We start from the raw sequence: 25,182 nt of genomic DNA on the forward strand, positions 1-25,182 counted from the left end.
CGGGGGCGCAGCGCGTCACGCCTGTGCTCGCGCCCCCGATCGCCGCCCGAACGCCACGCGATCCAGACACCACACCGCGAGCATCGTCGCGCCCATCAGCGGAAAGACGACGCCGACGAGCGCCATCCCGCCGCGCCACGCGCGCATCGGCGGACGCTTCGCCGGACGCGACGGCGCGCCGAGCGTCCGCGACGGACGGCGCTTGAGCCACATCACGAAGCCCGTCACCGACAGCGCGGCCAGTCCGAGCGAAATCGCCGAGCAGATGATCTGGTTCGCCAACCCGAAGTAGCGCCCCATGTGCAGCGACGTGCCATATGAGATGACTTGCGCGATCGGTCCGTAGCTCCGGTACGAGATATCGGAAAGCACGCGGCCGCTGTACTGGTCGATATGCAGCGTGCGTTCCGCGCGCGGATCGGCGGGAAAATACGACACCGTGTACACGCCCGTGGCCGATGACGGCAGCGCGACGCCGTAGTCATCCGCGACACCGAGCTTCGCCGCGAGCGCGACGACATCATCGAGCGATACGCGCGAGGCAGCCGCATGGCTGTCACTGTCCGGCACCGTGGTCGCGCCCACGGCCCACGGCGTCTGATGCAGCGGCAAGTCATCCATTTTCATGGCCATCCCGTGCATCGCGTGCTCGCCGCTTATCCCCGATGCCTTGCCCGGCGCGGTCGAATGCACGTGCGCTTCGCCCCACGCGCCCTTCGGATAGCCGAGCGATGCGGTCGTCGCCAGCGCCTTGAACTGCTTGCCCCACGAACCCGACCACGGCAGGCCGCTCAGCACGAAGAACAGCGCGCCTATCGCGAGCCATACGCCGCCGACCGCATGCAGGTCGCGCCACCACGCGCGCCCTTTGAGCGTCAGACGCGGCAGCCACACGCCGCCCGCGCGGCGGTTCGCCCTGCCCCACGGCCACCACAGCGCGACGCCCGTGCCGATCATCACGAGCGCCCAGCATCCGGCGAGTTCCATGAGCAATTCGCCGGTCTTGCCGAGCATCAGCCCGCGATGCAGATTGCGGATCTGCTTCATCAGTCGATGCTCGACGGAGAGCGTGCCGAGCACCGCGCCGTCGTACGGATTGACGTAGACGCTCTCGCTTTCCCCCGATCGCAGCCGGAACACGAACTCGGCGCTGCGGGTGCGATCCGTTTCGATCTGCGCGAGCGTGGGCACGGCGTCGCGCGGCTCGGCGGCGGTCGCTTTTGCGAGCAGCGCATCCTGCGAGAGACGCGGCGCGCCGGTATCGGCGACGACCATCCGCTCGCGATACAGCATCGGCTCGATCTGCGGCTGGAAGCAGTACAACGTGCCGGTGATCGCCAGCACGATGAGCAGCGGCATCACGAAGAGTCCCGCATAGAAATGCCAGCGCCACAGCGTGCGGCGCTCGGCGACGACTTCGCCATCCGGTGCGGCGAGCGTGGATTGAGGTGCGTGCATGACGTGTCCTGTCGAATGTTTGAGTTGGGAACAGACCGGCATCAGATGCCGATGCGCCCTTCCACGTAGAACGTGCGGCCCGGATAGGGATGAAAGACGTAGTAGCGTCGGTCGAACAGGTTGTCGACGCCCACGCCCAGTTGCGTCGTCCTGGTCGGCTTGTACGTGAGCTTGGCGTCGACGACGGCATACGTGCTCGTGCCGCCATACGTGTTCGGATTCACGTCCGTGTTGGTGAGCGTGTTGTACTGGCGGCCGGAGTAGCGCAGTGCGAGCGTGCCGGCCATCTTTTCGGTCGCGCGATACGTCGCGACCGCGTTCACGCGCCACAGCGGGATGCGATAGAAGTACTTGCCGACCGACGCCGGGTTGTTGCTGTTCTCGATGATCTTCGACTGCGTGTACGCGACGTTCGCGGCGAGATCGAGCCCGCGCAGCAGCACGTCCTGGCCTTCGTAGCTCGCTTCGGCCCCGCGTGAGCGCACCTTGCCGATGTTCTGGAAGTTCGTCACGTTGGGAATGACGGTCGTGTTCGTCTGGCTCAGGATCGTGTTCTTTACGTCATCCTGAAAGAGCGTGAAGCGATAGATGCCGTTGCCATGCGTCCATTCGGCGGTGAGCTCTTTCGACAGATCGTTCTCCGGTTGCAGATTCGGATTGCTATTGATGATGGATACACCGTTGACCTGCCCCTGGAACAACTCGCCGACGGTCGGAAAGCGGTACGCCCGCCCGATCGATGCGCGCAGCGTCAGGTCGCGGGTGGCGTCGAACGAAAGCGATGCTTTGGGCGACCAGTGGCTCTGGCTCACATCGCCATAGGCGAGCGACGTTGCGCCGAGCGCGCGGGAGCCGTCGTAGGCATTCCAGTTCTCGTAGCGCACGCCGTAAGTGAACGCCCACCGCGGCAGAAAGCGCCATGCGTCCTGCGCGTAGACGGCCTGCGTGCGCGTGCGGCCGGCGAACGCATTGGCGAACGAAACGCCCGCGCCATCGCGCCATGCGCTCGTGTTCGTCGTGACGTTGTCCAGAAAATAGTTGTCGTAGTGATAGCCGAACGAGAGCGCGTGCGCGGTGAGCCCCGCGCTTGCCGTCGGCGTCCAGCTCGTGCGCAGATCGAGCGACTTCCATCCCGAGCCGGAACCGTCCGTGAGCGTGCCGGGGCCGTCGCCGGGAACGCCGGAGTTCGCCGTGCGCGCGATGCTCTGCGTGATGTCGAAGTACGAAGCCACCGCCTCCGCATTCCAGCCCGTGTCGTGATGCGTGCGCAGCGAGAGGCCGTAGAGGAAGTTCTCGCTCGATCCCAGGCTCGGCGCGAACGTGGCGGCGGGAAGGTTGTATTCGAAGCCGTCGATGTTCACGCGGCCGCTGTACACCGGGTTGCCCGCGGCGTCGCGAAGGAAGCTCGTCGTGTCGCTGTTGTACTTCTGATGCCAGTAGCCGAGCGTGAAGCCGGCCTGCAGCGTGCTCGTCAGGTCGTAGGCGAGCTTCACGCGCAGCTGATCCTGAAACGTTCGCTCGATGCCTTCGGCCGCGGTGCCGACGACCGCCGTGCGCGCGTTGAACTGGTCGTTGTAGTAGCGTGCGCCGGTGACGGGCGTAGCGGCGGCGGTGGCGGGCGTGCGCGATTGCACGAAGGTCGCGAACTGCAGCGGCTGGCCGGTGTTCTCCAGATGATCGAAGCCGATCAGAAACGAGAACTTGCCGATGCGGTCGCCGACCTTCCCCGTCGTATTCGTGCCGTTGAAGCTGCGGTTGATGCCGAACAGGTCGAAGTGCTGCGTGAACGCCTGCACTTTCGCATCGGCTTCGAACTGCGTCGGCATGCGGGTCGTGATCGCGACGGTCGCGCCGATCGAGTTGCCGGGATAGAGCGCCGAGTACGGGCCGTAGATGACATCCGTGCGGGCGATGTCGTCGGCGAAAACCATCGACCAGCGCGGCGCGAAGGTCCATGTGTTGCCGAGGAAATTGCTGAGCAGCAGGCCGTCCGCATAGACGAGGCCGCGCGCCGTCTGCGCGTTGCTCGTGCCGCGCACGGAGATGGTCGCGTTCGGATCGCCGATGAAGCGCTTGCGCACGGCCATGTTCGGCGCGTACTTCAGCACGTCTTCGGGCGTCGTGACGTTCCAGTACTGGAACTGATCGGCGGTGACGGTGTTGACGCTGGCGGGCAGGTTCGGATCGAGCGGCGAGCGCACCGTCGAGGATGACTGCGCCGTCACGACGACGGGCGCAAGCGCGGTTTCCGCTTCGGACGCGGGCGAGCCGGTATCGGCGTTGGGCGTGGCGGTGGCGGCGACCGGTGTCGCGGACCATGCGGCATGGGCCATCAGCGACAACGGCAAAGCCGCGCGCCATGGCGTGACGGCGCGACGGCGCGAATGCCGTCGCGCTCGCTTGAGGAGCGTGAACATCGTGGATTCCTGAAAGAACTGACGAGCGACCGCATCGCCCGCGCGCTCATGCGCCGGACGAACGACTACGCGATCGGACGGGAGACGGCTTCAGGAAAGGACAGGAGGCGCGCGCGGTGCGGCGGCGTTGAAGGACTTCGTGCTGACGGGATCGTGAGCGGCGACCGGCGTCGCGCGCGCGACACGCTCCGTTGATGCGACCGCATGCGAAGCCGCGAATACGACCGGCAGATGATGCGCAAGGAGCCCGCAATACGAACAGGCGTCGAAGTGGCCGGCGTGTTCACCGGCTTCGGCATGAGACGCGTGGGCGGCGTGTTCGCCGGCTTCGGCGTCAGCGTCGGCGTTGTCGGCGAGCGTGTTGTCCGCGTCGAGGTGATGGTGAGCGTGCTCATCCGCGGTCGCGAAGACGCGCGGCAGCGTATCGACGGTGCAGAATGCGGCTTCGGTATCGAGCGCTCCATTGCGAGCGGCGATGCTCTGGCTGATGACCGGCGCGACAAAAGCGAGCCACATGGCGGCGATGCCGAGCCATGCGACGAAGCGATTGCGCGCGTTGCGGGTCATGAGAGCGAGGTGTCTGCGAGAGGCGAGGACGACGTGATTCTAGGCAGACGTGTGCGGGGCCGCAATCGCCACGCACGCATGGCGGATATGGACTGTCATTCGTCCTTCATGGACAGGCCGCGTCCAACGCCTCGCACGGCTGCATGCGACGCAAATTGGCAGACATCGCCTGACGAATGCGTTAGAATTCGCGGCTTGGCACAGTGGACCGGTGCCGGACACGGCGGCGGGAAAGCCGCCGTGCTGCGAGGATGGCGAAATTGGTAGACGCACCAGGTTTAGGTCCTGACGCCAGCAATGGTGTGGGGGTTCGAGTCCCCCTCCTCGCACCACACGAACCCCTTTGATCCGCAAAGGGGTTTTTGTTTTTCAGGCGCGTGCGCTACAGCACGATATCGCCCACTTCCACCATCATCACTTCGCCTTTAGCCTGCGATCGCCCGGCGAAGTCGAAGCCCGGCTGGCCCATCCGCTTCCTGATTTCCTGCGCGACTCGCTCGCTGGCCTGCGCGGCCGCGAACGGCCTGTCGATATGCGACAGGAAGCGCCGCACGCTCGACGGCTCCCAGTGCACGAACACGTTGAGCGGATAAGACAGCTTCGCGTCCGCCCGGCGCGCGGCCGTGATGTGCAGCCCGAGCGTCGGCGAGACGCTCATTTGACGCGGACACACGCGAAAGTCGAAGCCGAAATCCTTCGCCACGCTTCTCACGAGGAACGGCACGCACTTGTCGCCGAACTGCTTGTTCTCCGTCTTGCTGAGGGCCATTGTCGTCTCCGGTCGGTTTGCGTTTTCACGTGTCTTGCGCAGTGTTGCGCGGGCCGCGCGCATCGTCGGTGGGTGGGCGCACATCGGCTCGCGGCCGTCGCTGGACCCGCGCGGTCGGCATCGCTCGGGCTGCGCTGCATCGCCCGGCCGGATAAAATGGCCGCCGCCTCGCTTCCATTGCACATCCCACACGCCCTCTCCGTGAACTTCGACGATTACTGCCAGAAAAAGGCCGCCCCCGAAGGCTCCAGTACGTACTATGCGCTGCGCCGCGCGCCCGCCGCGCGTCAGCCGCTCCTGACCGCGCTTTATGCGCTGTATCGGGAACTGGAAGAGACGGTGAAGGAAACCAGCGATCCGACCATCGGCCGCACCAAGCACGCGTGGTGGCAAGCCGAACTCGGCAAGCTCGATGCCGGCGAGCCGACGCATCCGGTCACGAAGGCGCTGCGGGCGCAGTGCCCGCCCGGCAGTCCGCTGGATGCCGCGTTGCGCGCGGCGCTTGCGGCGCTCGTCGATGGCTTCCGCATGGACCTCGACCAGGCGCGCTATCTCGACTGGCCCGGCCTGCGGCGTTACCTGGATCAGACGGGCGGCGCGTTCGGCACGGCCGTCGCGAGCGCCACGGCGCGCAATCCCGCGGACGCCGCGTCATGGGCCGCGCCGCTCGGCGCGGCGCTGCTGCTCGCCGAACGCGTGCAGGAAATCGGCGACGACGCGCGCAACGGACGCATCTACGTGCCCATCGACGAATTGCAGCGTTTCAACGTGACGGCGGCGGACATCATCAATCGCAAGTACAGCGACGCCTTTTCCGATCTCATGCGCTTTCAGACAGAACGCGCCCGCCGTTCACTCGACGATGCGCTTGCCGCCATCCCGCACGCCGAGCGCGCATCGCAGCGCGTGCTGCGTGCGCAGGCGGCGCTGTCTCAGGCGCGTTTGGATGAAATCGAACGGGAAGGCTTTCAGGTGCTGCATCAGCGCATCTCGCTCACGCCGATCCGCAAACTGTGGATCACCTGGCGAACGCGATAGGCGCTACACGCGCACGAACGGCAGCGGCTCGAACGAGCGCCCGATGACCGGCGCCGACGCCACGCTCCAGCACGCGTCGAGCACCGTCGCGCAAAGCCGCCTGAAGTCGACGGAAGCCGGCACGCCGCCGTCCGCGTCGAGCTGATCGAGCTTCGGTGCGTCGCCGAACAAGCCGCCGCGCACCGCGCCGCCCAGCAGGAAATGCGGCGCGCCCGCGCCGTGATCGGTGCCGCGAGCGTCGTTCTCGTGCGCGGATCGTCCGAACTCCGAACGAGTCATCACGAGCGTGCGACGCCACTCACCGCTCGCCGTCAACGTCTCGCGCAAGGAAGCGATGCCATCGGCGAACTGCGCGAGCAACGATGCGTGCCGTGCTGCCTGATGCTCGTGCGTATCGAAGCCGTTCAGCGCGAGGCGGATCACGGTGACGCCCTTCTGCGCACGGCTCGCGTGGACCGCACGCGCAGCCGCTTCGCACGATGCCGCGAACGAACGCATGTCGAAAGGCAAGTGCAGTTGCGATGCGTCGACGCCAGCCGGAAACGGTCCCGCTTCCGCCGTGCCGAACGTGTGCATTCGCGATGCAATCGATCGCGCGAGCCAGCCCTCGCGACGATAGTCGTCCGCGTCCGACGCCGTGTTCCAGATCTGCTGCGAGCGGTAATGCGAGCGCCTCGGCTGCGCATAACCGACGCCTTGCACGATCGCCCATTCGCCCGCATTCCACGCGGGCATCAACGGACGCAGCGACGGGTGAAGCCCCGTGCGGTCATCGAGACGCAAGGCTCTGTCGCGGGGAATATGCAGCGTCGGCCGAAGCGCGCGATAGCGCTCGTCCGCGATGGGAATGACCGTGTTGAGGCCATCGTTGCCGCCGTTGAAGTCGACGAGAATCAGCGCCTTGATCGCGCCGTCCGCACGCGCCGCCGTCAGCGCGGCTGTGGCCGGCATCGGCGCTGCCGCCAGCGCGCCCGCGATCGACAGGAATCCACGTCGGTTCATCGCGTTCGCCCCTGTCAGAATCAGCGTTTATAGAGATCGCGCACGGCCTCTTCGATGTGCTGGCGCAAGAGTCGGCGCTCGTCGGCGGTCATCACCGTGTGCCGCGGCGGACGCGCGGGCGGGGTATCGTCGACCTGCTGTACGGGTTGAAGCACGGGCTGCTTGCTGTCGCTATTGCGCTTGCCGGAACCCTTGCCGCTGCGCTGCTGCGCGCGGACGATCTTGCCGTCCGAGCGGCTATCCGGCGTAAGGACGGCGCGGCTGATCGTGCTGACGGAACCGGCCGAGCCCGAAGGTTGCGCATAGGCATGCTGCGCGCTCAGTACGGCATAGAGCGCACTTGCGAGTAGCGTCCTTCTGGAGATGCGCCTGCTGCGCACAGGTCCGCGCTGCCGCGCTCCCTTCATGTTGTTCCCTTCGTTGCTCGACAACCAGACAGCCTCATTCTTTTCACGCTTTCACGCAGGCGGGACATGCCGCGCGACGCATTGGTCTAATGGAGTATCTACCGAATGGCGGGCCAAGGTAAAGCAGTGTACGCACGGATGATAAGAGGCGTGCCACAGGCCCCGTAAATTTTGTAACGGACTGTTACACTCGCTTTTGTTACAAACTCGGCGTTTGAACAAACGCGCTAAGATGCATCCATGGAAACCAAGAACCCTTCAAAAATCCTCGTAGTCGACGACGATCCTCGCCTGCGTGATCTTCTGCGGCGCTATCTCGGCGAACAGGGCTTCAACGTGTATGTCGCCGAAAATGCGCCGTCGATGAACAAGCTGTGGGTGCGCGAGCGCTTCGACCTGCTCGTGCTCGACCTGATGCTGCCCGGCGAAGACGGCCTTTCCATCTGCCGGCGTCTGCGCGGCAGCAACGATCGCACGCCGATCATCATGCTCACCGCGAAGGGTGAGGATGTCGATCGCATCGTCGGCCTGGAAATGGGCGCTGACGACTATCTGCCGAAGCCGTTCAACCCGCGCGAACTCGTCGCGCGCATTCATGCGGTGCTGCGCCGGCAAACGCCGTCCGAACTGCCGGGCGCGCCGTCGGAAACCACCGAGGTGTTCGAGTTCGGCGAATTCGCGCTGAATCTCGCCACGCGCACGCTCACGAAGAACGGTCAGGAGATCCCGCTGACCACCGGCGAATTCTCGGTGCTGAAAGTGTTCGCGCGCCATCCGCGCCAGCCGCTTTCGCGTGAAAAGCTGATGGAGCTTGCACGCGGCCGTGAATACGAAGTGTTCGACCGCAGCCTCGATGTGCAGATTTCGCGTCTGCGCAAGCTGATCGAGCCGGACCCGAGCAGCCCGCGCTTCATCCAGACGGTGTGGGGTCTCGGTTATGTCTTCATCCCCGACGGCGCGGCCTGAGCCTTCGCACGCTTCTTCAGCGAGTCCGATACGCTTTATCTCCTTCACCGGGCGGAACCCGATAGACCCATGCGCATCGACAGGCGGCTACTGGCGCTTGCGTTCGGCGGCCTGTTCTGGCGAACCTTCGCGCTGATCGCGCTGCTGATCGCGGTCAGTCTCACCGCGTGGTTCCAGAGCTTTCGCGTGATCGAGCGGGAGCCGCGCGCGCAGCGCGTGGCGCTTCAACTCGTCGCCGTCGTCAAGCTCACGCGCACGGCCCTTCTCTATTCCGATCCCGACCTGCGCCGCGCGCTGCTTCAGGACCTCGAAAGCAACGAGGGCGTGCGGGTGTACCCGCGCGAGACGACGGACAAATATCGTCTGCAGCCCGACGAATCGCTCAACCGGCTGATCGAGCGCGACGTGCGCGGCCGGCTTGGCAACGACACGATCATCGCGCAGTCGGTGAACGACATTCCCGGCGTGTGGATCAGCTTCAAGATCGACGACGACGACTATTGGGTCGCGCTCGACCGCGACCAGCTCGACACCGTCACGGGCCTTCAATGGGCCGGCTGGGGCGTGTTCGCGCTCGCGCTGTCGCTGTTCGGCGCGGCGTTCATCACGAGCCTCGTGAACCGGCCGTTCGCGCGCCTGGCGCTCGCGGCGCGCAAGGTCGGCTCGGGACAGTCTCCCGAACCGCTGCCCGATCGCGGCATGGGCGTCGCGGCGGAGACGAATCGCAGCTTCAACCAGATGGTGCAGAACCTCGAGCAACTGGAGGCCGATCGCGCGCTGATGCTCGCGGGCATATCGCACGACCTGCGCACGCCGCTTGCGCGCCTGCGTCTGGAAACCGAGATGAGCCCGTCGGACGAAGCGACGAAACTCGCGATGATCGACGACATCGAGCAGATGGACATGATCATCGGGCGCTTTCTCGACTATGCGCGGCCGATGCAGCGCATGCCCGAGGCCGTCGATCTGTCGATGATCGCGGGCGAGCTCGCCGCGCGCTTTCAGGCCGATGACGGCGTCGTGATGCGCACGGACCTCGCGCCGGGAGCGATCATCGAGGGCGATCCGACCGATGCGCGGCGCGTCGTCGGCAATCTGCTCGAAAACGCGCGCAAATACGGCCGCAGCGAACGCGACGACATCGCGCGGATCACGCTGCAAACGCGCGTCGTGCACGGCAGAGTCGAGCTTTCGGTAATGGACGAAGGCGGCGGCATCCCCGACGATCAGGTCGGGCTGATCACGCGGCCCTTCTATCGCGTCGACACGGCGCGCACGCAGGCGAACGGCACCGGCCTCGGCATGGCGATCGTTCAGCGGCTCGTCACGCGCCAGCGCGGCACGTTGCGACTGCGCAATCGCACGCCGCTGCCGGGCTTCGAAGTGACGATCGACTTTCCGCACATGAAGAACGCGAGGTTCGACGGTCCCCGCGACTGAGCGACCGAGCGACACCCATTCGTAAAACCTATCCGCTTCATTAGGCATAAACTTTTGAAGCCTCGAATTCGCGGAGTTATGATGTTCCGGTTCGACGCGCGGCGACCGTCCAGGCGGTGTCATTCTCGCGTTGCGGCTTTCCGGTAGTTTGGCTTGAGTTGTCCATTCAACGAACACAGGAGCGTTTGCATGAAGACCGTTGGCGATAAAGTCGAAGCATTCACCGTCACCGCTGCGAAGCCGGGTTTCAACAACCACGAAGAGAACGGCCAGTCCGCGTTCGAGGAAATTACCGAGCAGTCCTTTCCGGGCAAGTGGAAGATCATCTACTTCTATCCGAAAGACTTCACCTTCGTCTGCCCGACCGAAATCGTCGAATTCGGCAAGCTCGCTAGCGATTTCGAAGACCGCGACGCCGTCCTGCTGGGCGGCAGCGTCGACAACGAATTCGTCAAGCTCGCATGGCGCCGCGAGCACAAGGACCTCAATAAGCTGAACCACTATTCGTTCGGCGACGTGAAGGGCGAACTCATCGATCAGCTCGGCGTGCGCGACAAGGAAGCGGGCGTGGCGCTTCGCGCGACGTTCATCGTCGATCCGGACAACGTCATTCAGCACGTGTCCGTGAACAATCTGAACGTGGGCCGCAATCCCGAAGAAGTGCTGCGCATTCTCGACGGCCTGCAGACCGACGAACTCTGCCCGTGCAACCGCGCGGTCGGCGGCGCGACGCTCTGAGCGCCATACATCGAGCCTCGTGCATGAAGCCCGCCCTCTTTCGAGCGTTCGCTCGGAAGCCGGCGGGTTTTTTGTCGCCATCGAACGCCACAGAAGTTCATCGAATAGGAGAAGTCAGTGGAATTCCTTTCCTCGATCAAGGAGCTGGTCCCCGATTACGCGAAGGATATTCGCCTGAACGTCGACGGCACCATCGCCCGTTCGTCGCTTCAGGGCAATGACGCGGTCGGCGTCGCGCTCGCCGCGGCTTATGCGGCCAAGGCGACGAGACTCGTGGACATCATCCGCAATGCGGGCGTGCTGTCGCCCGAAGAGACCAATGCCGCGCTGACCGCCGCCGCGCTGATGGGCATGAACAACGTGTGGTATCCGTATCTGGAGATGGCCGACAACGCCGATCTCAAGACCCAGCCGGCCGGCTTGCGGATGAACGCGTATGCGTCGCATGGCGGCGTGGACAAGCGGCGCTTCGAGATGTATGCGCTCGCGGCGTCGATCATCGGCAAGTGCCACTTCTGCGTGAAGTCGCACTACGAAAATCTCGTGACCGAAGGCATGACGACGACGCAACTGCGCGATGTCGGCCGCATCGCCGCGGTGATCGGCGCGGTCGCGCTGACGATCGCGGCGGAGGGAAAGTAAGGCGCCGAAGAACGCCGCGCTGCTCCGGCGCGCGGCGTGTGCCGCTCAGTGATCGATCGACGTACGGCGCAGGAGCACCGCGGCTTGCGCCTCGATGCCTTCCTTGCGGCCCAGATAGCCGAGCTTCTCGTTGGTTTTCGCCTTCACGTTCACGCGGTCGGCCGGCAGATCGAGGTCCGCTGCGATGTTCCCGCGCATCGCCTCGATATGCGGCGCGAGCTTGGGCGCCTGAGCGATCACCGTGCTGTCGACGTTAGCAATCGCGAAGCCCGCCTCGGACACGCGCTTCGCCGCTTCGCGCAGCAGGACGCGGCTGTCAGCGCCCGCGAACTCCGTCGCCGTGTCCGGAAAATGCCGGCCGATATCGCCGAGCGCGGCCGCGCCGAAGAGCGCATCGGTGATGGCGTGCAGCAGCACGTCGGCGTCGGAGTGCCCGAGCAAGCCGAGTTCGTACGGAATCTTCACCCCGCCGATGATGAGCTCGCGTCCTTCGACGAGCTGATGCACGTCGTATCCCTGTCCGATTCTGAAATCCATCGATGCAACCCTTGCAGTAGAGAGTGAGCGATCCGGTCGTGGCGGCGATCAAGCCGGTGCGGAAAGGATCGCGCTGGCGAGACCGAAGTCTTCCGGATAAGTGACCTTGAAGTTGCGCAGGCTGCCCTGCACGAGCTTCGGCGAGTGACCGAGCCATTCGATCGCGCTGGCCTCGTCCGTGAGATCGTGGCCGTCGTGCCGCGCACGCTCGATCGCTTCGCGCAGCATGCCGACGCGGAACATCTGCGGCGTCTGCGCCTGCCACAAGCCGTCGCGGGATTCCGTGCGGGCGATGCGCGGCCCGTTCGACGGCGCATCGGGCATGTTCGCTGCGACGCGCTTGAGCGTATCCGCGACCGGCAGCGCGAGAATGCCGCCGATGGGATCGTCGCGCAGTTCCGCGACGAGCTTTCGGATCAGCGCCGGCGTGATGCCGGGACGCGCGGCGTCGTGCACGAGCACCCAGTCGTCGTCGCGCGCGCCGAATTCGCGCAACGCGACGAGCCCGTTGTACACCGACGCCTGCCGCGACGCCCCGCCGCGACGCTCCACGACGAAGCGCAGCCCGGCGAAGCGGCGCGCGTCGAAATGATGATCGTCCGGTGCGAGCACGACGAGGGTCTGCGAGAATTCGGGGCACGCGTCGAATGCGGCGAGCGTGTAGCCGAGCATCGGCCGGCCCGCGACCGTCTGGTATTGCTTCGGCATCGGCGCGCCGGACCGGCTGCCGGTGCCGGCGCAGGGAATCAGCGCGTAGAGACGCGCAGTGGTAGACGGGGCGGCGGGCGAAGTCACGAGAGAATCATGTGGCCAAGTCAAAGTGAAGCCCGGATTTTATAATAGGTCTTTCGCGACCACGTCCGGCGCGCAGCTTTTCATGCGCTGCGTGCGGGCGGTTCAATGCACACCTTATGTCCTCGAAAGCCGTCAACGCGCAGTCCAATTCCCCCATCGCGCTCGTCAAGGCAGGTCAGCGTTTCGTGTTCGACGGCGCATCCGGCTCGTCGGATGCGCTCGCCATCGCGCGATATCGCGCCGCTCATCGCGAAGCCGTGCCTCTTCTGACGGTGGTTTGCGCGAGCGCGGTCGATGCCCAGCGCCTCGCCGCCGAACTGCCCTACTTCGCGCCCGATGCCCGCGTGCGCCTGCTGCCCGACTGGGAAACGCTGCCTTACGACACGTTCTCGCCGCACCAGGATCTCGTCTCCGAACGCCTCGCCACGCTGCACGATCTCGGCGAAGGACGCTGCGACATTCTCATCGTTCCCGCGACGACCGCGCTGTACCGGATGCCGCCGGCATCGTTCCTCGCGGCGTACACGTTCTCGTTCACGCAGGGCGAGCGCCTCGACGAAGCGAAGCTGAAGGCGCAACTGACGCTCGCGGGCTACGAGCACGTAAGCCAGGTCGTGCGGCCGGGCGAATATTGCGTGCGCGGATCGCTCATCGACCTTTATCCGATGGGTTCGCCGCTGCCGTATCGCATCGACTTGTTCGACGATCAGGTGGATTCCATCCGCGCCTTCGATCCCGACACGCAGCGCAGCCTCTACCCGGTGAAGGATGTGCGCCTGCTGCCGGGCCGCGAATTTCCGTTCGACGAGGCAGCGCGCACCGCGTTCCGCAGCCGCTGGCGCGAAGTCTTCGAGGGCGATCCGAGCCGCTCGCAGATCTACAAGGACATCGGCAACGGGGTGCCGTCGGCGGGCATCGAATACTATCTGCCGCTCTTTTTCGACGATACCGCGACGCTCTTTCACTATCTGCCGCAAGGCTCGCAGCTTGCGTTCATCGGCGACCTCGATGCCGCGATCAAGCGCTTCACGCACGACACGAAGCAACGTTACGACTTCCTCTCGCACGACCGCGAGCGGCCGCTTCTCGAACCGCGCCGTCTGTTCCTGACCGACGACGACTTCTTCACGTTCGCGAAGCCCTTCGCGCAACTGAAGTTTCCGGCGGCGCCCGAAGGCGGCTGGGCCGTGCCCTTGCCGGGTCTCGCGATCGACCGTCACGCGGAGGAGCCGCTGCTCGCGCTGCGTCATTATCTGGATCAGACTGAAAATCGTGTGATGCTGGTCGCGGAATCGGCGGGCCGGCGCGAGACGATCCAGCAATTGCTCGCGGATAACGGCTTGCGTGGCGAGCTGCACGATACGTTTCAGGAGTGGCTCACCGCCGATGCGAAGTTCACGCTCGGCATTGCGCCGCTGGCGAACGGCTTTGCCTTGCCGGCAGAAAAGCTCGCCATTATTACGGAAACCGAACTATATGGACCGCTTGCGCGCCGCGCGGGGCGCCGTCGCCAGGAACAGGCCAGCAATGTCGATTCGATGGTGCGCGACCTCGCGGAACTCAAGGTCGGCGATCCGGTCGTGCATGCGCAGCATGGCATCGGCCGATACATGGGTCTCGTGTCGATGGACCTCGGCGAAGGCGAGACTGAGTTTCTGCACCTGGAGTATCAGAACGAATCGAAGCTGTATGTGCCGGTCGCGCAGCTGCATGTGATTTCGCGCTATAGCGGCGCGGACCCGGAGAGCGCGCCGCTGCACCAGCTCGGTTCGGGTCAATGGGACAAGGCGAAGCGCAAGGCTGCGCAGCAGATTCGCGACACGGCAGCCGAATTGCTCAACCTCTATGCGCGCCGGGCGTCGCGTGAAGGCTTTGCGTTCAAGCTCGAACCGCGCGATTACACGAAGTTCGCGGAGAGCTTCGGTTTCGAGGAGACGCCGGACCAGGCGGCGGCGATTGCATCGGTGATTGCGGACATGACGAGCGGCAAGCCGATGGATCGTCTCGTCTGCGGCGATGTCGGCTTCGGCAAGACGGAAGTCGCGTTGCGCGCGGCGTTCATCGCGGTGATGGGCGGCAAGCAGGTCGCGATTCTTTCGCCTACCACGCTGCTCGCCGAACAGCACACGCAGACGTTTACAGACCGCTTCTCCGACTGGCCGGTGCGCATCGCGGAACTATCGCGCTTCCGGACCGGCAAGGAAGTGTCGACGGCGGTGCAGCAGATCAACGAAGGCACGGTCGATATCGTGATCGGCACGCACAAGCTGTTGTCGAGCGATGTGAAGTTCAAGCGGCTGGGGCTCGTGATCATCGACGAGGAGCATCGCTTCGGCGTGCGTCAGAAGGAGGCGCTGAAGGCGTTGCGCGCGGAGGTCGATGTGCTGACGCTCACCGCGACGCCGATTCCCCGCACGCTCGGCATGGCGCTGGAGGGCTTGCGCGATTTCTCGGTGATCGCCACTGCGCCGCAGAAGCGTCTTGCGATCAAGACGTTCGTGCGGCGCGAGGACGACGGCGTGATCCGCGAGGCGATGCTGCGCGAACTGAAGCGCGGCGGACAGGTGTACTTCCTGCATAACGAGGTGGAGACGATCGAGAACCGGCGCGCGATGCTCGAGGCGCTCGTGCCCGAGGCGCGTATAGCGGTGGCGCATGGACAGATGCATGAGCGCGAACTGGAGCGCGTGATGCGAGATTTCGTCGGACAGCGTGCCAATGTGCTGTTGTGTACGACGATCATCGAGACGGGCATCGACGTGCCGAGCGCGAATACGATCCTCATGCACCGCGCGGACAAGTTCGGCCTTGCGCAGTTGCATCAGTTGCGCGGGCGGGTTGGACGGTCGCATCACCAGGCGTATGCATATTTGCTGGTTCATGATCCGCAGTCGCTTACGAAGCAGGCGCAGCGTCGTCTGGAGGCGATCCAGCAGATGGAGGAATTGGGCTCGGGCTTTTATCTTGCGATGCACGACCTCGAGATTCGCGGCACGGGCGAAGTGCTGGGCGACAAGCAGTCGGGCGAGATTCACGAGATCGGCTTCCAGCTTTATACGGACATGCTCAACGATGCGGTGCGCGCGCTGAAGGACGGGCGCGAGCCTGATCTCAATGCGCCGCTTGCGGCGACGACGGAGATCAACCTGCACGCGCCGGCGATTCTTCCTGCGGAATATTGTGGTGATGTGCAGGAGCGGCTGTCGTTGTACAAGCGGCTTGCGAATTGCGAATCGAGCGATGCGATCGATGGCATTCTCGAAGAGTTGGTGGACCGTTTTGGCAAGTTGCCGGCGCAGGCGCATGCGCTGGTGGAGACGCACAGGTTGCGGCTCGCGGCCAAGCCGCTCGGCATTTCGAAGATCGATGCTGCGGAGCTTTCCATCTCGATGCAGTTCGTGCCGAATCCGCCGATCGATGCGATGCGGATCATCGAGATGGTGCAGAAGCATAAGCACATCAAGCTTGCCGGGCAGGATAAGTTGAGGATCGAATCCCGGAGTCCGGATCTGGCTGTGCGGATTGCGACGGTCAAGGAGACGCTGCGCGCGTTGGGGGCGCCGGTTCGGCAGCCGGCGGTCATTGGGCGTTGAATGTTGTTGCTTCGTTGAGCTTGTGTTCGTGTCGGGCTAATTAGTGCGCCCCTCCCTGCGGTGTTAACGAGCCAAGGGGCTCGGAGGACGTAAATGGTCAGTGGGCGTGGAAGGTGATTCAGGGCTCTGTCAAGCTGAGTGCCACCGATGTTCTACGAAGTGACCAAACGGTGACTGCTTTGGGCCAGAAAAGCTGCTTTCTTTGGTTACTTTCTTTGCATGGGACCAGAGTAAGGCGCTAAAGCGCGAACTCTGGTCGACAGCCAAGAAAGTGACCCCCGCCCCGGGGAGGGGCGCACTAATAGACCGACGCGAGATCAAGCTCACCGACAAGCAAGGCTCGCCGACAAGCAAGCTCACCGACAAGCAAGGCTCACCGACAAGCAAGCCCAATAACCAGAGACCAATCCGTAGCCGAGCAACGGCAAGAAACCCTTCCTGCGGGCCAGCAAAAAAACTTTGCGCTATGATCGACCCGAACCCCAGGAGTAAAAAAATGTCCCATGTCGCTGACACGGCGCACGCCGAATCCCGAACGCAAGAAACCCCCAAATCCCTGCCGTGGGTCGAACGGCTAGTCTCCTTCGACACGGTGAGCCGCAACCCGAACCTCGGCCTGATCGAAACCGTGCGCGACGACCTGCGCGCCGCAGGCATCGAATCGACGATCACGACCGATCCGCGCGGCCAATGGGCCAACCTCTTCGCAACCGTCCCCGCGCACGACGGCCAAACGAACGGCGGCATCGTACTGTCAGGTCATACGGATGTCGTGCCGGTCGACGGCCAGGACTGGGCGAGCGATCCGTTCAAGCCCGAAGTGCGCGACGGCCTGCTCTACGGCCGCGGAACCTGCGACATGAAAGGCTTCATCGGCGCCGCCCTCGCCATGCTGCCGACAATGCAGGCGACCAGACTCGCGAAGCCTATCCACTTCGCGCTCTCCTTCGATGAAGAAATCGGCTGCGCCGGCGCTCCGCTGATGATCGCCGACCTGCAAAAGCGCGGCGTGCGTCCCGATGGCTGCATCGTCGGCGAACCCACGTCGATGCGCCCCATCATCGCGCACAAGGGCATCAACGCATTCCGATGCTGCGTGCGCGGCGCGGCGGCCCACTCGTCGCTGACGCCGAAAGGCCTCAACGCGATCGAATACGCCGCGCGGCTCATCTGCTTCATCCGCGACGTCGCCGATGAATTCCGCGCCCAGGGTCCGTTCGACGAACTCTACGACGTGCCCTTCACCACCGTGCAAACGAGCACGATCAAGGGCGGCAATGCGCTCAACACCGTGCCCGCCGAATGCAGCTTCGACTTCGAGTTCCGCAACCTGCCGACGATGGACCCCGAGCGCATCTTCGCGCGCATCGAGTCGTATGCGCGCGAGACGCTCGTGCCGAAGATGCTGAAGGAAAACGGCAACGCAGCGATCGAATTCTCGAAGATCGCCTCCGCGCCGGGACTCGACGCGACCGAACAGGCCGCCATCACGCAGCTCGTGCGCGCGCTCACCGAGAACCAGGAGAAACGCAAGGTCGCCTATGGCACCGAAGCGGGCCTCTTCGCGCTCGCCGGTGTGCCGAGCATCGTGTGCGGGCCGGGCAACATCGAACAGGCTCACAAAGCGAACGAATACGTCGCGCTCGAACAGCTCGCCGCATGCGAAGCGTTCCTCGGCAAGTTCATTCACAGCATGTCGGTCGAAGCGCAGGCGCGCTGAACCTTCGGATCAACGAGAGCCATGTCCACAGCCACGCAGCATTCCGACAATACAATCGACGGAACACCCATTCCCACGCTCGACGACATCGCCGAGCAGCACATGGCCCTGATGCCCTGGGTCATGCGCACGCCGGTCTTCGAGCGCCAGGACTTTCCGACGCTCGAAGGCACGCCGGTCACGTTCAAGTTCGAACTGCTGCAGGCGAGCGGCTCGTTCAAGGCGCGCGGCGCGATCTCGAACATCCTCGCACTCAACAGCGACGAGCGCACCGCCGGCGTGACGTGTGTATCGGCGGGCAATCATGCGGTCGCGGTCGCGTACGCGGCGCATCGCATGGAAGTGAGCGCGAAGGTGGTCATCACGAAGAACGCGAGTCCGACGCGCATCGCGCTGTGCCGTCGCTACGGCGCGGAAGTCGTGTTCGCGGAAAACGTCGCCGAAGCATTCGAGATCGTGCGGCGCATCGAAGCGGAAGAAGGACGCTTCTTCGTGCATCCGTTCAATGGCTATCGCACGGTGCTGGGGACGGCGACGCTCGGCTACGAATGGACGTCGCAGGCGCCGGACCTGGAAGCGGTGATTCTGCCGATCGGCGGCGGCGGACTGGCTGCGGGGGTATCGACGGCAATGCGCCTCGCCAATCCGTCACTGCATGTGTACGGCGTGGAGCCGGAAGGCGCCGACGCGATGAGCCGCAGCTTCGCGGCGAACCATACGGTGAAGATGGGCGCGATGCAAAGCATCGCCGATTCGCTGATGGCGCCGCATACCGAGCAGTACAGCTACGAGCTTTGCCGGCGGCATATCGATGAAGTCGTCACCGTGTCGGATGGTGAATTGCGGCGCGGGATGCAGCAGTTGTTCAACGAACTGAAGCTCGCGGTCGAGCCGGCGTGCGCTGCGGCCACGGCGGCTCTCCTCGGCCCGCTGCGCGAGCGCCTGCAAGGCAAGCGCGTGGGCGTGCTGCTGTGCGGAACCAATACGGATGCCGCGACGTTCGGGCGGCATATGGCTCACGCGTGAGCGTCATAGGAAGCGGCCCGTCCCGCACGGGCCGCTTTCGCAATCACATCACCGCCGCGAGCCGCCTTCTCTCGCTCCTTTGCATGAAGTAATTCGCGGCGATCACCCCTACCGTCACCAGCGCGATGAACAACGTCGCGAGCGCGTTCATCTCCGGATTCAATCCGAGCCGCACGCGCGAGAACACCACGAGCGGCAGCGTCGTCGAGCCCGGTCCGGACAGGAACGCCGACAACACGAGATCGTCGATCGACAACGTGAACGACAAAAGCCATCCCGCCACCAGCGCCTGCGAAATCAGCGGCAGCGTAATCGAAAAGAACACGCGCAGCGGCGTCGCGCCGAGATCCAGCGCCGCCTCTTCCAGCGACGGATTCAGCTCCCGCACACGCGATTCCACGATGATCGCGACATAAGAGATGCACAGCATCACGTGCCCGACCCAGATGGTGAAGAACCCGCGCCCCGCCGGCCAGCCGATGAGCTTCGCCATCTCGACGAACAGCAGCAGGAGCGAGATGCCCTGGATGACCTCGGGTATCACGAGCGGCGCGTTGATCATGCCCGTGTACAGCGTGAAGCCGCGAAAGCGCCCCATGCGCGCGAGGACGAAGCCCGCCCACGTGCCGATCACAACCGACGCGCACGCCGTCAAGAACGCGATGCGCAGCGACAGCCACGCTGCGTTGATGAGCTCGTCGTCGGTCCACAACGCGCGATACCACTTCAACGAAAACTCCGTCCACACCGTGACGAGCGGCGAGTCGTTGAACGAATAGACGATCAGGCTGATGATCGGGATATACAGGAACGCGAACCCGATCCCGAGCGAGGTGATCTGAAGCGAACGGCTCGGCTTGATCATCGTTTCTGCTCCAGTTGCTTCGCCTGGAAGTGCTGAAAGAGCGCCATCGGCACGAGCAGCAGCAGGACCATCGCGCAGGTGACGGCGGAGGCCATCGGCCAGTCGGCGTTATCGAAGAACTCGTTCCACATGACGCGGCCGATCATCAGCGTATCGGCGCCGCCGAGCAATTCGGGAATCACATACTCGCCCACCGCCGGAATGAACACGAGCAGACAGCCCGCGATAATGCCGTTCTTCGACAGCGGCAGCGTGATCTGCACGAACGCCTTCCACGGCTTGGCGCCGAGATCGTAGGCGGCCTCGAGCAAGGTCAGATCCATTTTCACGAGATGCGCGTAAAGCGGCATCACGAGAAACGGCAAGTACGAATACACCATGCCGATATATACCGCGATATTCGTGTGATACAGCTCGATCGGCGTATGAATCAGTCCGATCGACATCAGGAAGTTATTCAGTAATCCGTTGTTCTTCAGAATGCCGATCCACGCATACACGCGAATCAGAAACGACGTCCAGAACGGCAGCATCACGGCCATCAACAACAGATTGCGCGTTTCGGGATTCGACCGCGCGATGTAATACGCCATCGGATAGCCGATCAGCAGGCACAGCACCGTCGAAACCGCCGCGACCAGCAGCGAATTCATGTAGGTCGCGAAGTACAGGCTGTCGGTCAGCAGGAACGCGTAGTGAGAAAAATCGAGCGCGATGTTCATCACGCCCTCTTTCAGCGTCAGCAGTTCCGTGTACGGCGGAATGCCCAACTGGCTGTCCGCGAAGCTGATCTTCACGACCAGCAGAAACGGCACGAAAAAGAGCAGCAGCAGCCACACATACGGCCCCGCGATGACCGCCGTGCGGCCCGAAAGCCCAAGACGTTCGGCGATCATCTTCATGATGTCAGCACCACGCCTGCCTGCGCGCTCCATCGCACGTAGACTTCATCGTCGAAGGTCGGCGAATCGATCTCGCCGAGCGCAAGGCTCGTCACGTTGGCGACCACCGTCTTGCCGCTTTCGAGCAGCACGTGATAGAGCGAATAGCCGCCCATATACGCGATGTTCGTGACCTTGCCGCGGCCCCAGTTGAACGCGCCCTCGGGCGGCTTGCGCGTGAGCGCGATGCGCTCCGGCCGCACCGAGATCGTCACCGGCATGCCGAGCGGCCCGGTGATGCCGTGGCTCACATAGAGACGCACGGGCAGTTCCGTCGATTCGACGAAAATATGATCCGGCTCGTCCTCGACGACATTGCCATCGAAGAGATTGGTCGAGCCGATGAACTGCGCCGAGAAGCGGCTGTTCGGATACTCGTAGACTTCATGCGGCGTGCCAAGCTGGACGATCCGGCCTTCGCTCATCACGGCGATGCGGTTGGCCATCGTCATGGCTTCTTCCTGATCGTGCGTCACCATGATGCACGTGACGCCCACCTGATCGAGAATGTTCACGAGCTCGATCTGCGTGCGCTGGCGAATCTGCTTGTCGAGCGCGGACATGGGCTCGTCGAGGAGCAACAGCTTCGGGCGCTTGACGAGGCTGCGCGCCAGCGCCACGCGCTGCTGCTGCCCGCCCGAAAGCTGATGCGGCTTGCGCTTTGCGTACTGCGCCATCTGCACGAGTTGCAGCGCGTTATGCACGCGGTCCTTCAGCTCGCCGCCCTTCACGCCTTCCTGCTTCAGTCCGAACGCAACATTCGATTCCACGCTCATATGCGGAAAAAGCGCATACGACTGGAACATCATGTTCACCGGCCGGCGATACGGCGGCATCTTCGCCAGGTCCTCGCCGTCGATGAGAATCTGACCTTCCGTCACGGACTCCAGGCCCGCGAGCATGCGCAGAAGCGTCGACTTCCCACACCCGGAACTGCCGAGCAGCGCGAAGAGCTCGCCCTTTCTCACCGACAGATTGACGCCCTTCACGGCCACTGTTTCGCCGAACTTCTTCACGACATCGACGATCCGCACGAAGTCGTCGCCCGTGCTCTGGCCGGATGACGGACCCCCCGATTGTGGCGCTGCCTTCAACGCGCTCGACTGCTCACTCATGATTGCCTGTTCGACTCCTGCGTCTGTCGTTCGCGAGCCCGCCTTCGTTCGGCGGATCACGAACAAAGCCCCCGGAGGTCCGAGGGCTTCGTCGTTTCAATGAATAACCGGCTGTCCCGACTCAGCGGCCGGACTTGAATTCGGTCCACAGCCGCGTCTGCAGGCGCTGGACCTCCGGCGGCAACGGCTTGAGCAGGAACAAGGTCTTGATGACGTCCTGCGGCGGATACACGGCCGGATCGTTCGCCACGTCCTTGTCCACGTACTTGCGCGCTTCGAGATTGGCGCTCGGGTAATAGACCGCGTTCGTGATCGCGGCGTGCACCTGCGGCGTCTCGATGTAGTTGATCCACTCGTGCGCGGCTTCCTTGTTCTTCGCGTCCTTCGGAATCGCCATCACGTCGAACCACACGGGCGCGCCGCCCTTCGGGATGTAGTACTCGATCTTGAACGGCTTCTTCGCCTCGATCGCGCGATGCTTCGCGATCACGACGTCGCCCGACCAGCCGTAGGCAAAGCAGATGTCGCCGCCGACCATGTCGTTGATATAGCCGGACGAGTTGAACTGCGTGATGTACGGGCGAATCTTCTTGAGCATGGCGAGCGCTTCGCGATAATCGGCCGGATTCGTGCTCATCGGATCCTTGCCCATGTAGTGCAGCGCCGCCGCGAACATCTGGTCGGGCGCATCCAGCACCGACACGCCGCACGCCTTCAGCTTCGAGATGTTCTCGGGCTTGAAGAGAATGTCCCAGTTGTTGAGCGCGGTGTTCGCGCCGAGAATCTGTTTCGCCTTGTCGACGTTATAGCCGAGGCCGGTCGTGCCGTAAGCCCAGGGCACCGAGTACTGGTTGCCGGGGTCCGCGCCCGCGACGAGCTTCATCAGTTCGGGATCCAGATACTTGAGGTTCGGCAGCTTCGACTTGTCGAGCGGCGAGAAGATGTTCGCGGCGATCTGCTTGCCGGCGTAGTTGCTCGTCGGCACGACGATGTCGTAGCCCGAATTGCCGGTCAGCAGCTTGGCCTGCAGGGTGTCGTCGCTGTCGTAGTTGTCGTACTTCACCTTGACGCCGGTCTGCTTGGTGAAGTTGGGAATCGTGTCCTTGGCGATGTAGTCCGACCAGTTGTACACGTTGAGCTGCGTATCTTTCGCCGATGCCGCGAGCGGAAGCAGCGTGGCCGCGCATACTAGCGCACCCGCGAGTTGTCCGAGCTTGGACCGCTTCGAAGCGCAAGCCGCCAGTTTTCCGTTCATCCCGTTTCTCCCTTGTTCCCACTTCTCGACGACGTCGCCGCGCGGGTCCGTCGTGCGCGTGCGGCCCGCGGCTCCCTTAAAAACCCGAAAACTACCATTAAACCGAAGGCCGACAAAAAATAATGCGCCGCCTGTCGCGCAAAGCACACGGGCGAAGCGTCTCGTCCTCGGAAAGTGCGCGCATTTTAGCCCCTAATCCGTCGCCGCGGCACTTCATGAAACCACACTGAGCAAGTGGAGCGCCGCAGTGCCGGCGCCATGCGATGTCATGATGGATGACGGCCGTTCCTTTCCTGCGATCCCGCTCGCCGGCATCGTCCGAAAGAGGAAGGCCGCCAGCCTGACGAATAGCCAGCGGAACAGTCGTTGCTAGCCATTTCGACGTGCGTCGCAAGAAGCGTCGCCATCCCGCACCCGCAACGCACGCAGCCGTGGCACGGCGCAAGAAGCCGCCTGCCCGCGTGCGCCGTTGCACCGCTATTCGAGGCCAACGTCCGCATGAACACCAATCCGTCCGCGCTTGCCCAGCTTTCCGACGCGAAGTCCGGCGCGCCGTCGTCAACGCCTTCCGCGCGCGACGACCGCCCCCGCCGTTCGCGCGGCCGCTGGTACTCCTTCGCAGGCGCGGGCGCACTCGTCGCCGTCGGCTACATGGACCCCGGCAACTGGGCGACGGCGCTTGCCAGCGGCGCCCGCTACGGCTATCAACTGCTCTTCGTCGTCCTGCTCGCGAGCCTGATGGGGATGCTGCTGCAATGGGTCGCGTCGCGCGTGGGCGTCGTCACCGGGCGCGATCTCGCGCAGCTTTGCCGTGAACGCTATAGCCGGCGCACGACCGTCATGTTATGGCTCGCGTGCGAAGTCGCGATCATCGCGTGCGATGTGGCGGAGGTCGTCGGCAGCGCGGTCGCGTTGCAGATGCTGTTCGGGCTCTCGCTGACGGCGGGCGTGCTGTGCTCGGCGGTCGGCACCTTCGCGATGCTCGCGCTGCAGCGCGGCGGCAAGCGGCCCTTGCAGCGTGCAGTCACCGCGCTGATTCTCTTCGTGAGCTTCTGCTTCGTGGTGCAGCTCGCACTCGCGCATCCCGCCTGGCATGAGGCGCTGACGGGCTTCACGCCGCCGCCGGCGCTGCTGCGCGATGCCGGCATGCTCTGGCTCGCGGCCGGCGTGCTCGGCGCGACGGTGATGCCGCACAACCTGTATCTGCACTCGTCGCTGGTCAAGGACCATGCGCCGCAACGCGACGACGAAACCATCGGCGTCGCGCTGAAGGGCGTGAACATCGATACGTTCGCGTCGCTCGCGATTGCGTTCATCGTCAATGCGTCGCTCCTGATCGTCGCCGCTGCGGTGTTCCATACGGCGGGCTACACGAAGGTCGATGATCTCGCGGACGCGCATCGGTTGATCGCGCCGCTCGTCGGAAGTCATTGGGCGGGCATCGCGTTCGCGTCGGCGCTGCTCGCGTGCGGTCTCAACGCGACTGTCACCGGAACGCTCGCCGGTCAGGCCGTGATGGAAGGCTTTCTGAAGCTGAAGGTGGCGCGCTGGGCGCGCGCGCTGCTTACGCGCGGACTGGCGATCGGCCCGGCGCTCGTGGCCGTCGCGAGCTTCGGCCAGCATGGCTCCAACGCGCTGCTCGTCGCTACCCAGGTGGTGCTCAGCCTGCAATTGCCGCTCGCGGTGATTCCGCTCGTGCGTTTCGCGTCCGATGCCGGTCTGATGGGCCGCTGGCGCGTCGCCCGGGTGCCGCTCGCGCTCGCCTGGACGTGCGCGGGGCTGATCGTGGCGCTCAATGCCGCGATGCTGTGGCAGGCTGCCGTCGGGCAATGACGCAGGGCTGTGGCGGGCAAGTTCGGCGTCGCGCAGTTACGATGACGCACTCCGCACC

Annotated in this window: 21 protein-coding genes and 1 tRNA gene; 10 read left to right on the plus strand and 12 right to left on the minus strand. The window is 64.2% G+C overall.

Going from position 1 to position 25,182, the window contains the following annotated elements; all coding sequences use genetic code 11:
- Positions 1-15: 15 nt before the first annotated feature.
- From P9220_RS11140 to P9220_RS11150, 3 genes are all read right to left on the minus strand, one after another.
- Positions 16-1,458, minus strand: a complete 1,443-nt coding sequence (locus P9220_RS11140) for a PepSY domain-containing protein (RefSeq protein WP_309764896.1) — start codon at positions 1,456-1,458, stop codon at positions 16-18.
- Positions 1,459-1,499: 41 nt separating this feature from the next.
- The gene (locus P9220_RS11145; RefSeq protein WP_309764897.1) at positions 1,500-3,875 is read right to left on the minus strand and encodes a TonB-dependent receptor; all 2,376 of its coding nucleotides are present in this window, start codon (positions 3,873-3,875) and stop codon (positions 1,500-1,502) included.
- A 90-nt stretch (positions 3,876-3,965) separates the two neighbouring features.
- Positions 3,966-4,442, minus strand: coding sequence for a DUF2946 family protein (locus P9220_RS11150; protein WP_309764898.1), 477 nt, complete (start codon positions 4,440-4,442; stop codon positions 3,966-3,968).
- 245 nt (positions 4,443-4,687) lie between these two features.
- Here P9220_RS11150 and P9220_RS11155 point away from each other — a divergent pair.
- Positions 4,688-4,774: transfer RNA gene (locus P9220_RS11155), tRNA-Leu, on the plus strand.
- Between the two features lie 50 nt (positions 4,775-4,824).
- On the opposite strand, the gene P9220_RS11160 is transcribed toward P9220_RS11155, so the two are convergent.
- On the minus strand, positions 4,825-5,211 hold the full coding sequence (locus P9220_RS11160; protein ID WP_309764899.1) for a hypothetical protein: 387 nt from the start codon (positions 5,209-5,211) through the stop codon (positions 4,825-4,827).
- Positions 5,212-5,412: 201 nt separating this feature from the next.
- Between P9220_RS11160 and P9220_RS11165 the strand changes: the two genes are divergently transcribed.
- Positions 5,413-6,249, plus strand: coding sequence for a squalene/phytoene synthase family protein (locus P9220_RS11165; protein ID WP_309764900.1), 837 nt, complete (start codon positions 5,413-5,415; stop codon positions 6,247-6,249).
- 3 nt (positions 6,250-6,252) lie between these two features.
- Here P9220_RS11165 and P9220_RS11170 read toward each other — a convergent pair whose 3' ends face one another.
- Complete coding sequence (locus P9220_RS11170; protein ID WP_309764901.1) at positions 6,253-7,251, minus strand: DUF1501 domain-containing protein; 999 nt, start codon at positions 7,249-7,251, stop codon at positions 6,253-6,255.
- Positions 7,252-7,271: 20 nt separating this feature from the next.
- Positions 7,272-7,658 carry a hypothetical protein gene (locus P9220_RS11175; protein WP_309764902.1) on the minus strand — a complete coding sequence of 129 codons (387 nt, stop codon included), beginning with the start codon at positions 7,656-7,658 and terminating at the stop codon, positions 7,272-7,274.
- 240 nt (positions 7,659-7,898) lie between these two features.
- On the opposite strand from P9220_RS11175, the gene ompR reads away from it, so the two are divergent.
- The 4 genes from ompR to P9220_RS11195 all read left to right on the plus strand — a co-directional run bounded on the left by ompR (position 7,899) and on the right by P9220_RS11195 (position 11,444).
- Positions 7,899-8,624 (plus strand): two-component system response regulator OmpR, encoded by a 726-nt coding sequence (gene ompR / locus P9220_RS11180; RefSeq protein ID WP_008349770.1) that lies wholly within the window; start codon positions 7,899-7,901, stop codon positions 8,622-8,624.
- Between the two features lie 69 nt (positions 8,625-8,693).
- Positions 8,694-10,064: an ATP-binding protein gene (locus P9220_RS11185; protein ID WP_309764903.1), complete on the plus strand. Its 1,371-nt coding sequence runs from the start codon at positions 8,694-8,696 to the stop codon at positions 10,062-10,064.
- A 189-nt stretch (positions 10,065-10,253) separates the two neighbouring features.
- The gene (locus P9220_RS11190; RefSeq protein ID WP_309764904.1) at positions 10,254-10,802 is read left to right on the plus strand and encodes a peroxiredoxin; all 549 of its coding nucleotides are present in this window, start codon (positions 10,254-10,256) and stop codon (positions 10,800-10,802) included.
- Positions 10,803-10,919: 117 nt separating this feature from the next.
- The gene (locus P9220_RS11195; protein WP_309764905.1) at positions 10,920-11,444 is read left to right on the plus strand and encodes a carboxymuconolactone decarboxylase family protein; all 525 of its coding nucleotides are present in this window, start codon (positions 10,920-10,922) and stop codon (positions 11,442-11,444) included.
- A gap of 45 nt (positions 11,445-11,489) precedes the next feature.
- Here P9220_RS11195 and ispF read toward each other — a convergent pair whose 3' ends face one another.
- Together ispF and ispD are read right to left on the minus strand one after the other, a co-directional pair.
- Complete coding sequence (gene ispF, locus P9220_RS11200; RefSeq protein WP_309764906.1) at positions 11,490-11,981, minus strand: 2-C-methyl-D-erythritol 2,4-cyclodiphosphate synthase; 492 nt, start codon at positions 11,979-11,981, stop codon at positions 11,490-11,492.
- A 48-nt stretch (positions 11,982-12,029) separates the two neighbouring features.
- Entirely contained in the window at positions 12,030-12,689 is a 660-nt protein-coding gene (gene ispD, locus P9220_RS11205) for a 2-C-methyl-D-erythritol 4-phosphate cytidylyltransferase (RefSeq protein ID WP_309765468.1), read from the minus strand.
- 203 nt (positions 12,690-12,892) lie between these two features.
- On the opposite strand from ispD, the gene mfd reads away from it, so the two are divergent.
- The 3 genes from mfd (at position 12,893) to P9220_RS11220 (ending at position 19,115) form a co-directional block, all read left to right on the plus strand.
- Positions 12,893-16,369 carry a transcription-repair coupling factor gene (gene mfd, locus P9220_RS11210; RefSeq protein ID WP_309764907.1) on the plus strand — a complete coding sequence of 1,159 codons (3,477 nt, stop codon included), beginning with the start codon at positions 12,893-12,895 and terminating at the stop codon, positions 16,367-16,369.
- Positions 16,370-16,865: 496 nt separating this feature from the next.
- Complete coding sequence (argE, locus tag P9220_RS11215) at positions 16,866-18,089, plus strand: acetylornithine deacetylase (RefSeq protein ID WP_309764908.1); 1,224 nt, start codon at positions 16,866-16,868, stop codon at positions 18,087-18,089.
- Between the two features lie 21 nt (positions 18,090-18,110).
- Positions 18,111-19,115, plus strand: coding sequence for a threonine/serine dehydratase (locus P9220_RS11220; RefSeq protein WP_309764909.1), 1,005 nt, complete (start codon positions 18,111-18,113; stop codon positions 19,113-19,115).
- Positions 19,116-19,158: 43 nt separating this feature from the next.
- On the opposite strand, the gene P9220_RS11225 is transcribed toward P9220_RS11220, so the two are convergent.
- From P9220_RS11225 to P9220_RS11240, 4 genes are all read right to left on the minus strand, one after another.
- Entirely contained in the window at positions 19,159-19,977 is an 819-nt protein-coding gene (locus P9220_RS11225; RefSeq protein ID WP_309765469.1) for an ABC transporter permease subunit, read from the minus strand.
- Complete coding sequence (locus tag P9220_RS11230) at positions 19,977-20,882, minus strand: ABC transporter permease subunit (protein WP_309764910.1); 906 nt, start codon at positions 20,880-20,882, stop codon at positions 19,977-19,979. The genes P9220_RS11225 and P9220_RS11230 overlap by 1 nt, the downstream gene beginning before the upstream one ends.
- Positions 20,879-22,036 (minus strand): polyamine ABC transporter ATP-binding protein, encoded by a 1,158-nt coding sequence (locus P9220_RS11235; protein WP_309764911.1) that lies wholly within the window; start codon positions 22,034-22,036, stop codon positions 20,879-20,881. Before P9220_RS11235 ends, P9220_RS11230 begins: the two co-directional genes overlap by 4 nt.
- Before the next feature lie 121 nt (positions 22,037-22,157).
- The gene (locus P9220_RS11240; RefSeq protein WP_309764912.1) at positions 22,158-23,291 is read right to left on the minus strand and encodes a polyamine ABC transporter substrate-binding protein; all 1,134 of its coding nucleotides are present in this window, start codon (positions 23,289-23,291) and stop codon (positions 22,158-22,160) included.
- 498 nt (positions 23,292-23,789) lie between these two features.
- On the opposite strand from P9220_RS11240, the gene P9220_RS11245 reads away from it, so the two are divergent.
- A complete protein-coding gene (locus P9220_RS11245) occupies positions 23,790-25,124 on the plus strand; it encodes an Nramp family divalent metal transporter (protein ID WP_309764913.1) in 1,335 nt (444 codons plus the stop codon).
- Positions 25,125-25,182: the final 58 nt, after the last annotated feature.

It is taken from the genome of Caballeronia sp. LZ016, from assembly GCF_031450805.1.
In the GTDB taxonomy this organism is placed as follows: Bacteria; Pseudomonadota; Gammaproteobacteria; order Burkholderiales; family Burkholderiaceae; genus Caballeronia.

Excerpts from the sequence above, each read along its gene's own strand:
- P9220_RS11245 (WP_309764913.1), top strand. The coding sequence starts at position 23,790 with ATGAACACCAATCCGTCCGCGCTTGCCCAGCTTTCCGACGCGAAGTCC.
- P9220_RS11240 (WP_309764912.1), bottom strand. The coding sequence starts at position 23,291 with ATGAACGGAAAACTGGCGGCTTGCGCTTCGAAGCGGTCCAAGCTCGGA.
- P9220_RS11150 (WP_309764898.1), bottom strand. The coding sequence starts at position 4,442 with ATGACCCGCAACGCGCGCAATCGCTTCGTCGCATGGCTCGGCATCGCC.
- P9220_RS11175 (WP_309764902.1), bottom strand. The coding sequence starts at position 7,658 with ATGAAGGGAGCGCGGCAGCGCGGACCTGTGCGCAGCAGGCGCATCTCC.
- ispF (WP_309764906.1), bottom strand. The coding sequence starts at position 11,981 with ATGGATTTCAGAATCGGACAGGGATACGACGTGCATCAGCTCGTCGAA.
- P9220_RS11235 (WP_309764911.1), bottom strand. The coding sequence starts at position 22,036 with ATGAGTGAGCAGTCGAGCGCGTTGAAGGCAGCGCCACAATCGGGGGGT.
- P9220_RS11185 (WP_309764903.1), top strand. The coding sequence starts at position 8,694 with ATGCGCATCGACAGGCGGCTACTGGCGCTTGCGTTCGGCGGCCTGTTC.
- P9220_RS11220 (WP_309764909.1), top strand. The coding sequence starts at position 18,111 with ATGTCCACAGCCACGCAGCATTCCGACAATACAATCGACGGAACACCC.
- mfd (WP_309764907.1), top strand. The coding sequence starts at position 12,893 with ATGTCCTCGAAAGCCGTCAACGCGCAGTCCAATTCCCCCATCGCGCTC.
- P9220_RS11145 (WP_309764897.1), bottom strand. The coding sequence starts at position 3,875 with ATGTTCACGCTCCTCAAGCGAGCGCGACGGCATTCGCGCCGTCGCGCC.
- P9220_RS11170 (WP_309764901.1), bottom strand. The coding sequence starts at position 7,251 with ATGAACCGACGTGGATTCCTGTCGATCGCGGGCGCGCTGGCGGCAGCG.
- P9220_RS11190 (WP_309764904.1), top strand. The coding sequence starts at position 10,254 with ATGAAGACCGTTGGCGATAAAGTCGAAGCATTCACCGTCACCGCTGCG.
- P9220_RS11140 (WP_309764896.1), bottom strand. The coding sequence starts at position 1,458 with ATGCACGCACCTCAATCCACGCTCGCCGCACCGGATGGCGAAGTCGTC.
- ompR (WP_008349770.1), top strand. The coding sequence starts at position 7,899 with ATGGAAACCAAGAACCCTTCAAAAATCCTCGTAGTCGACGACGATCCT.
- P9220_RS11160 (WP_309764899.1), bottom strand. The coding sequence starts at position 5,211 with ATGGCCCTCAGCAAGACGGAGAACAAGCAGTTCGGCGACAAGTGCGTG.
- argE (WP_309764908.1), top strand. The coding sequence starts at position 16,866 with ATGTCCCATGTCGCTGACACGGCGCACGCCGAATCCCGAACGCAAGAA.
- P9220_RS11230 (WP_309764910.1), bottom strand. The coding sequence starts at position 20,882 with ATGAAGATGATCGCCGAACGTCTTGGGCTTTCGGGCCGCACGGCGGTC.
- ispD (WP_309765468.1), bottom strand. The coding sequence starts at position 12,689 with ATGCCGAAGCAATACCAGACGGTCGCGGGCCGGCCGATGCTCGGCTAC.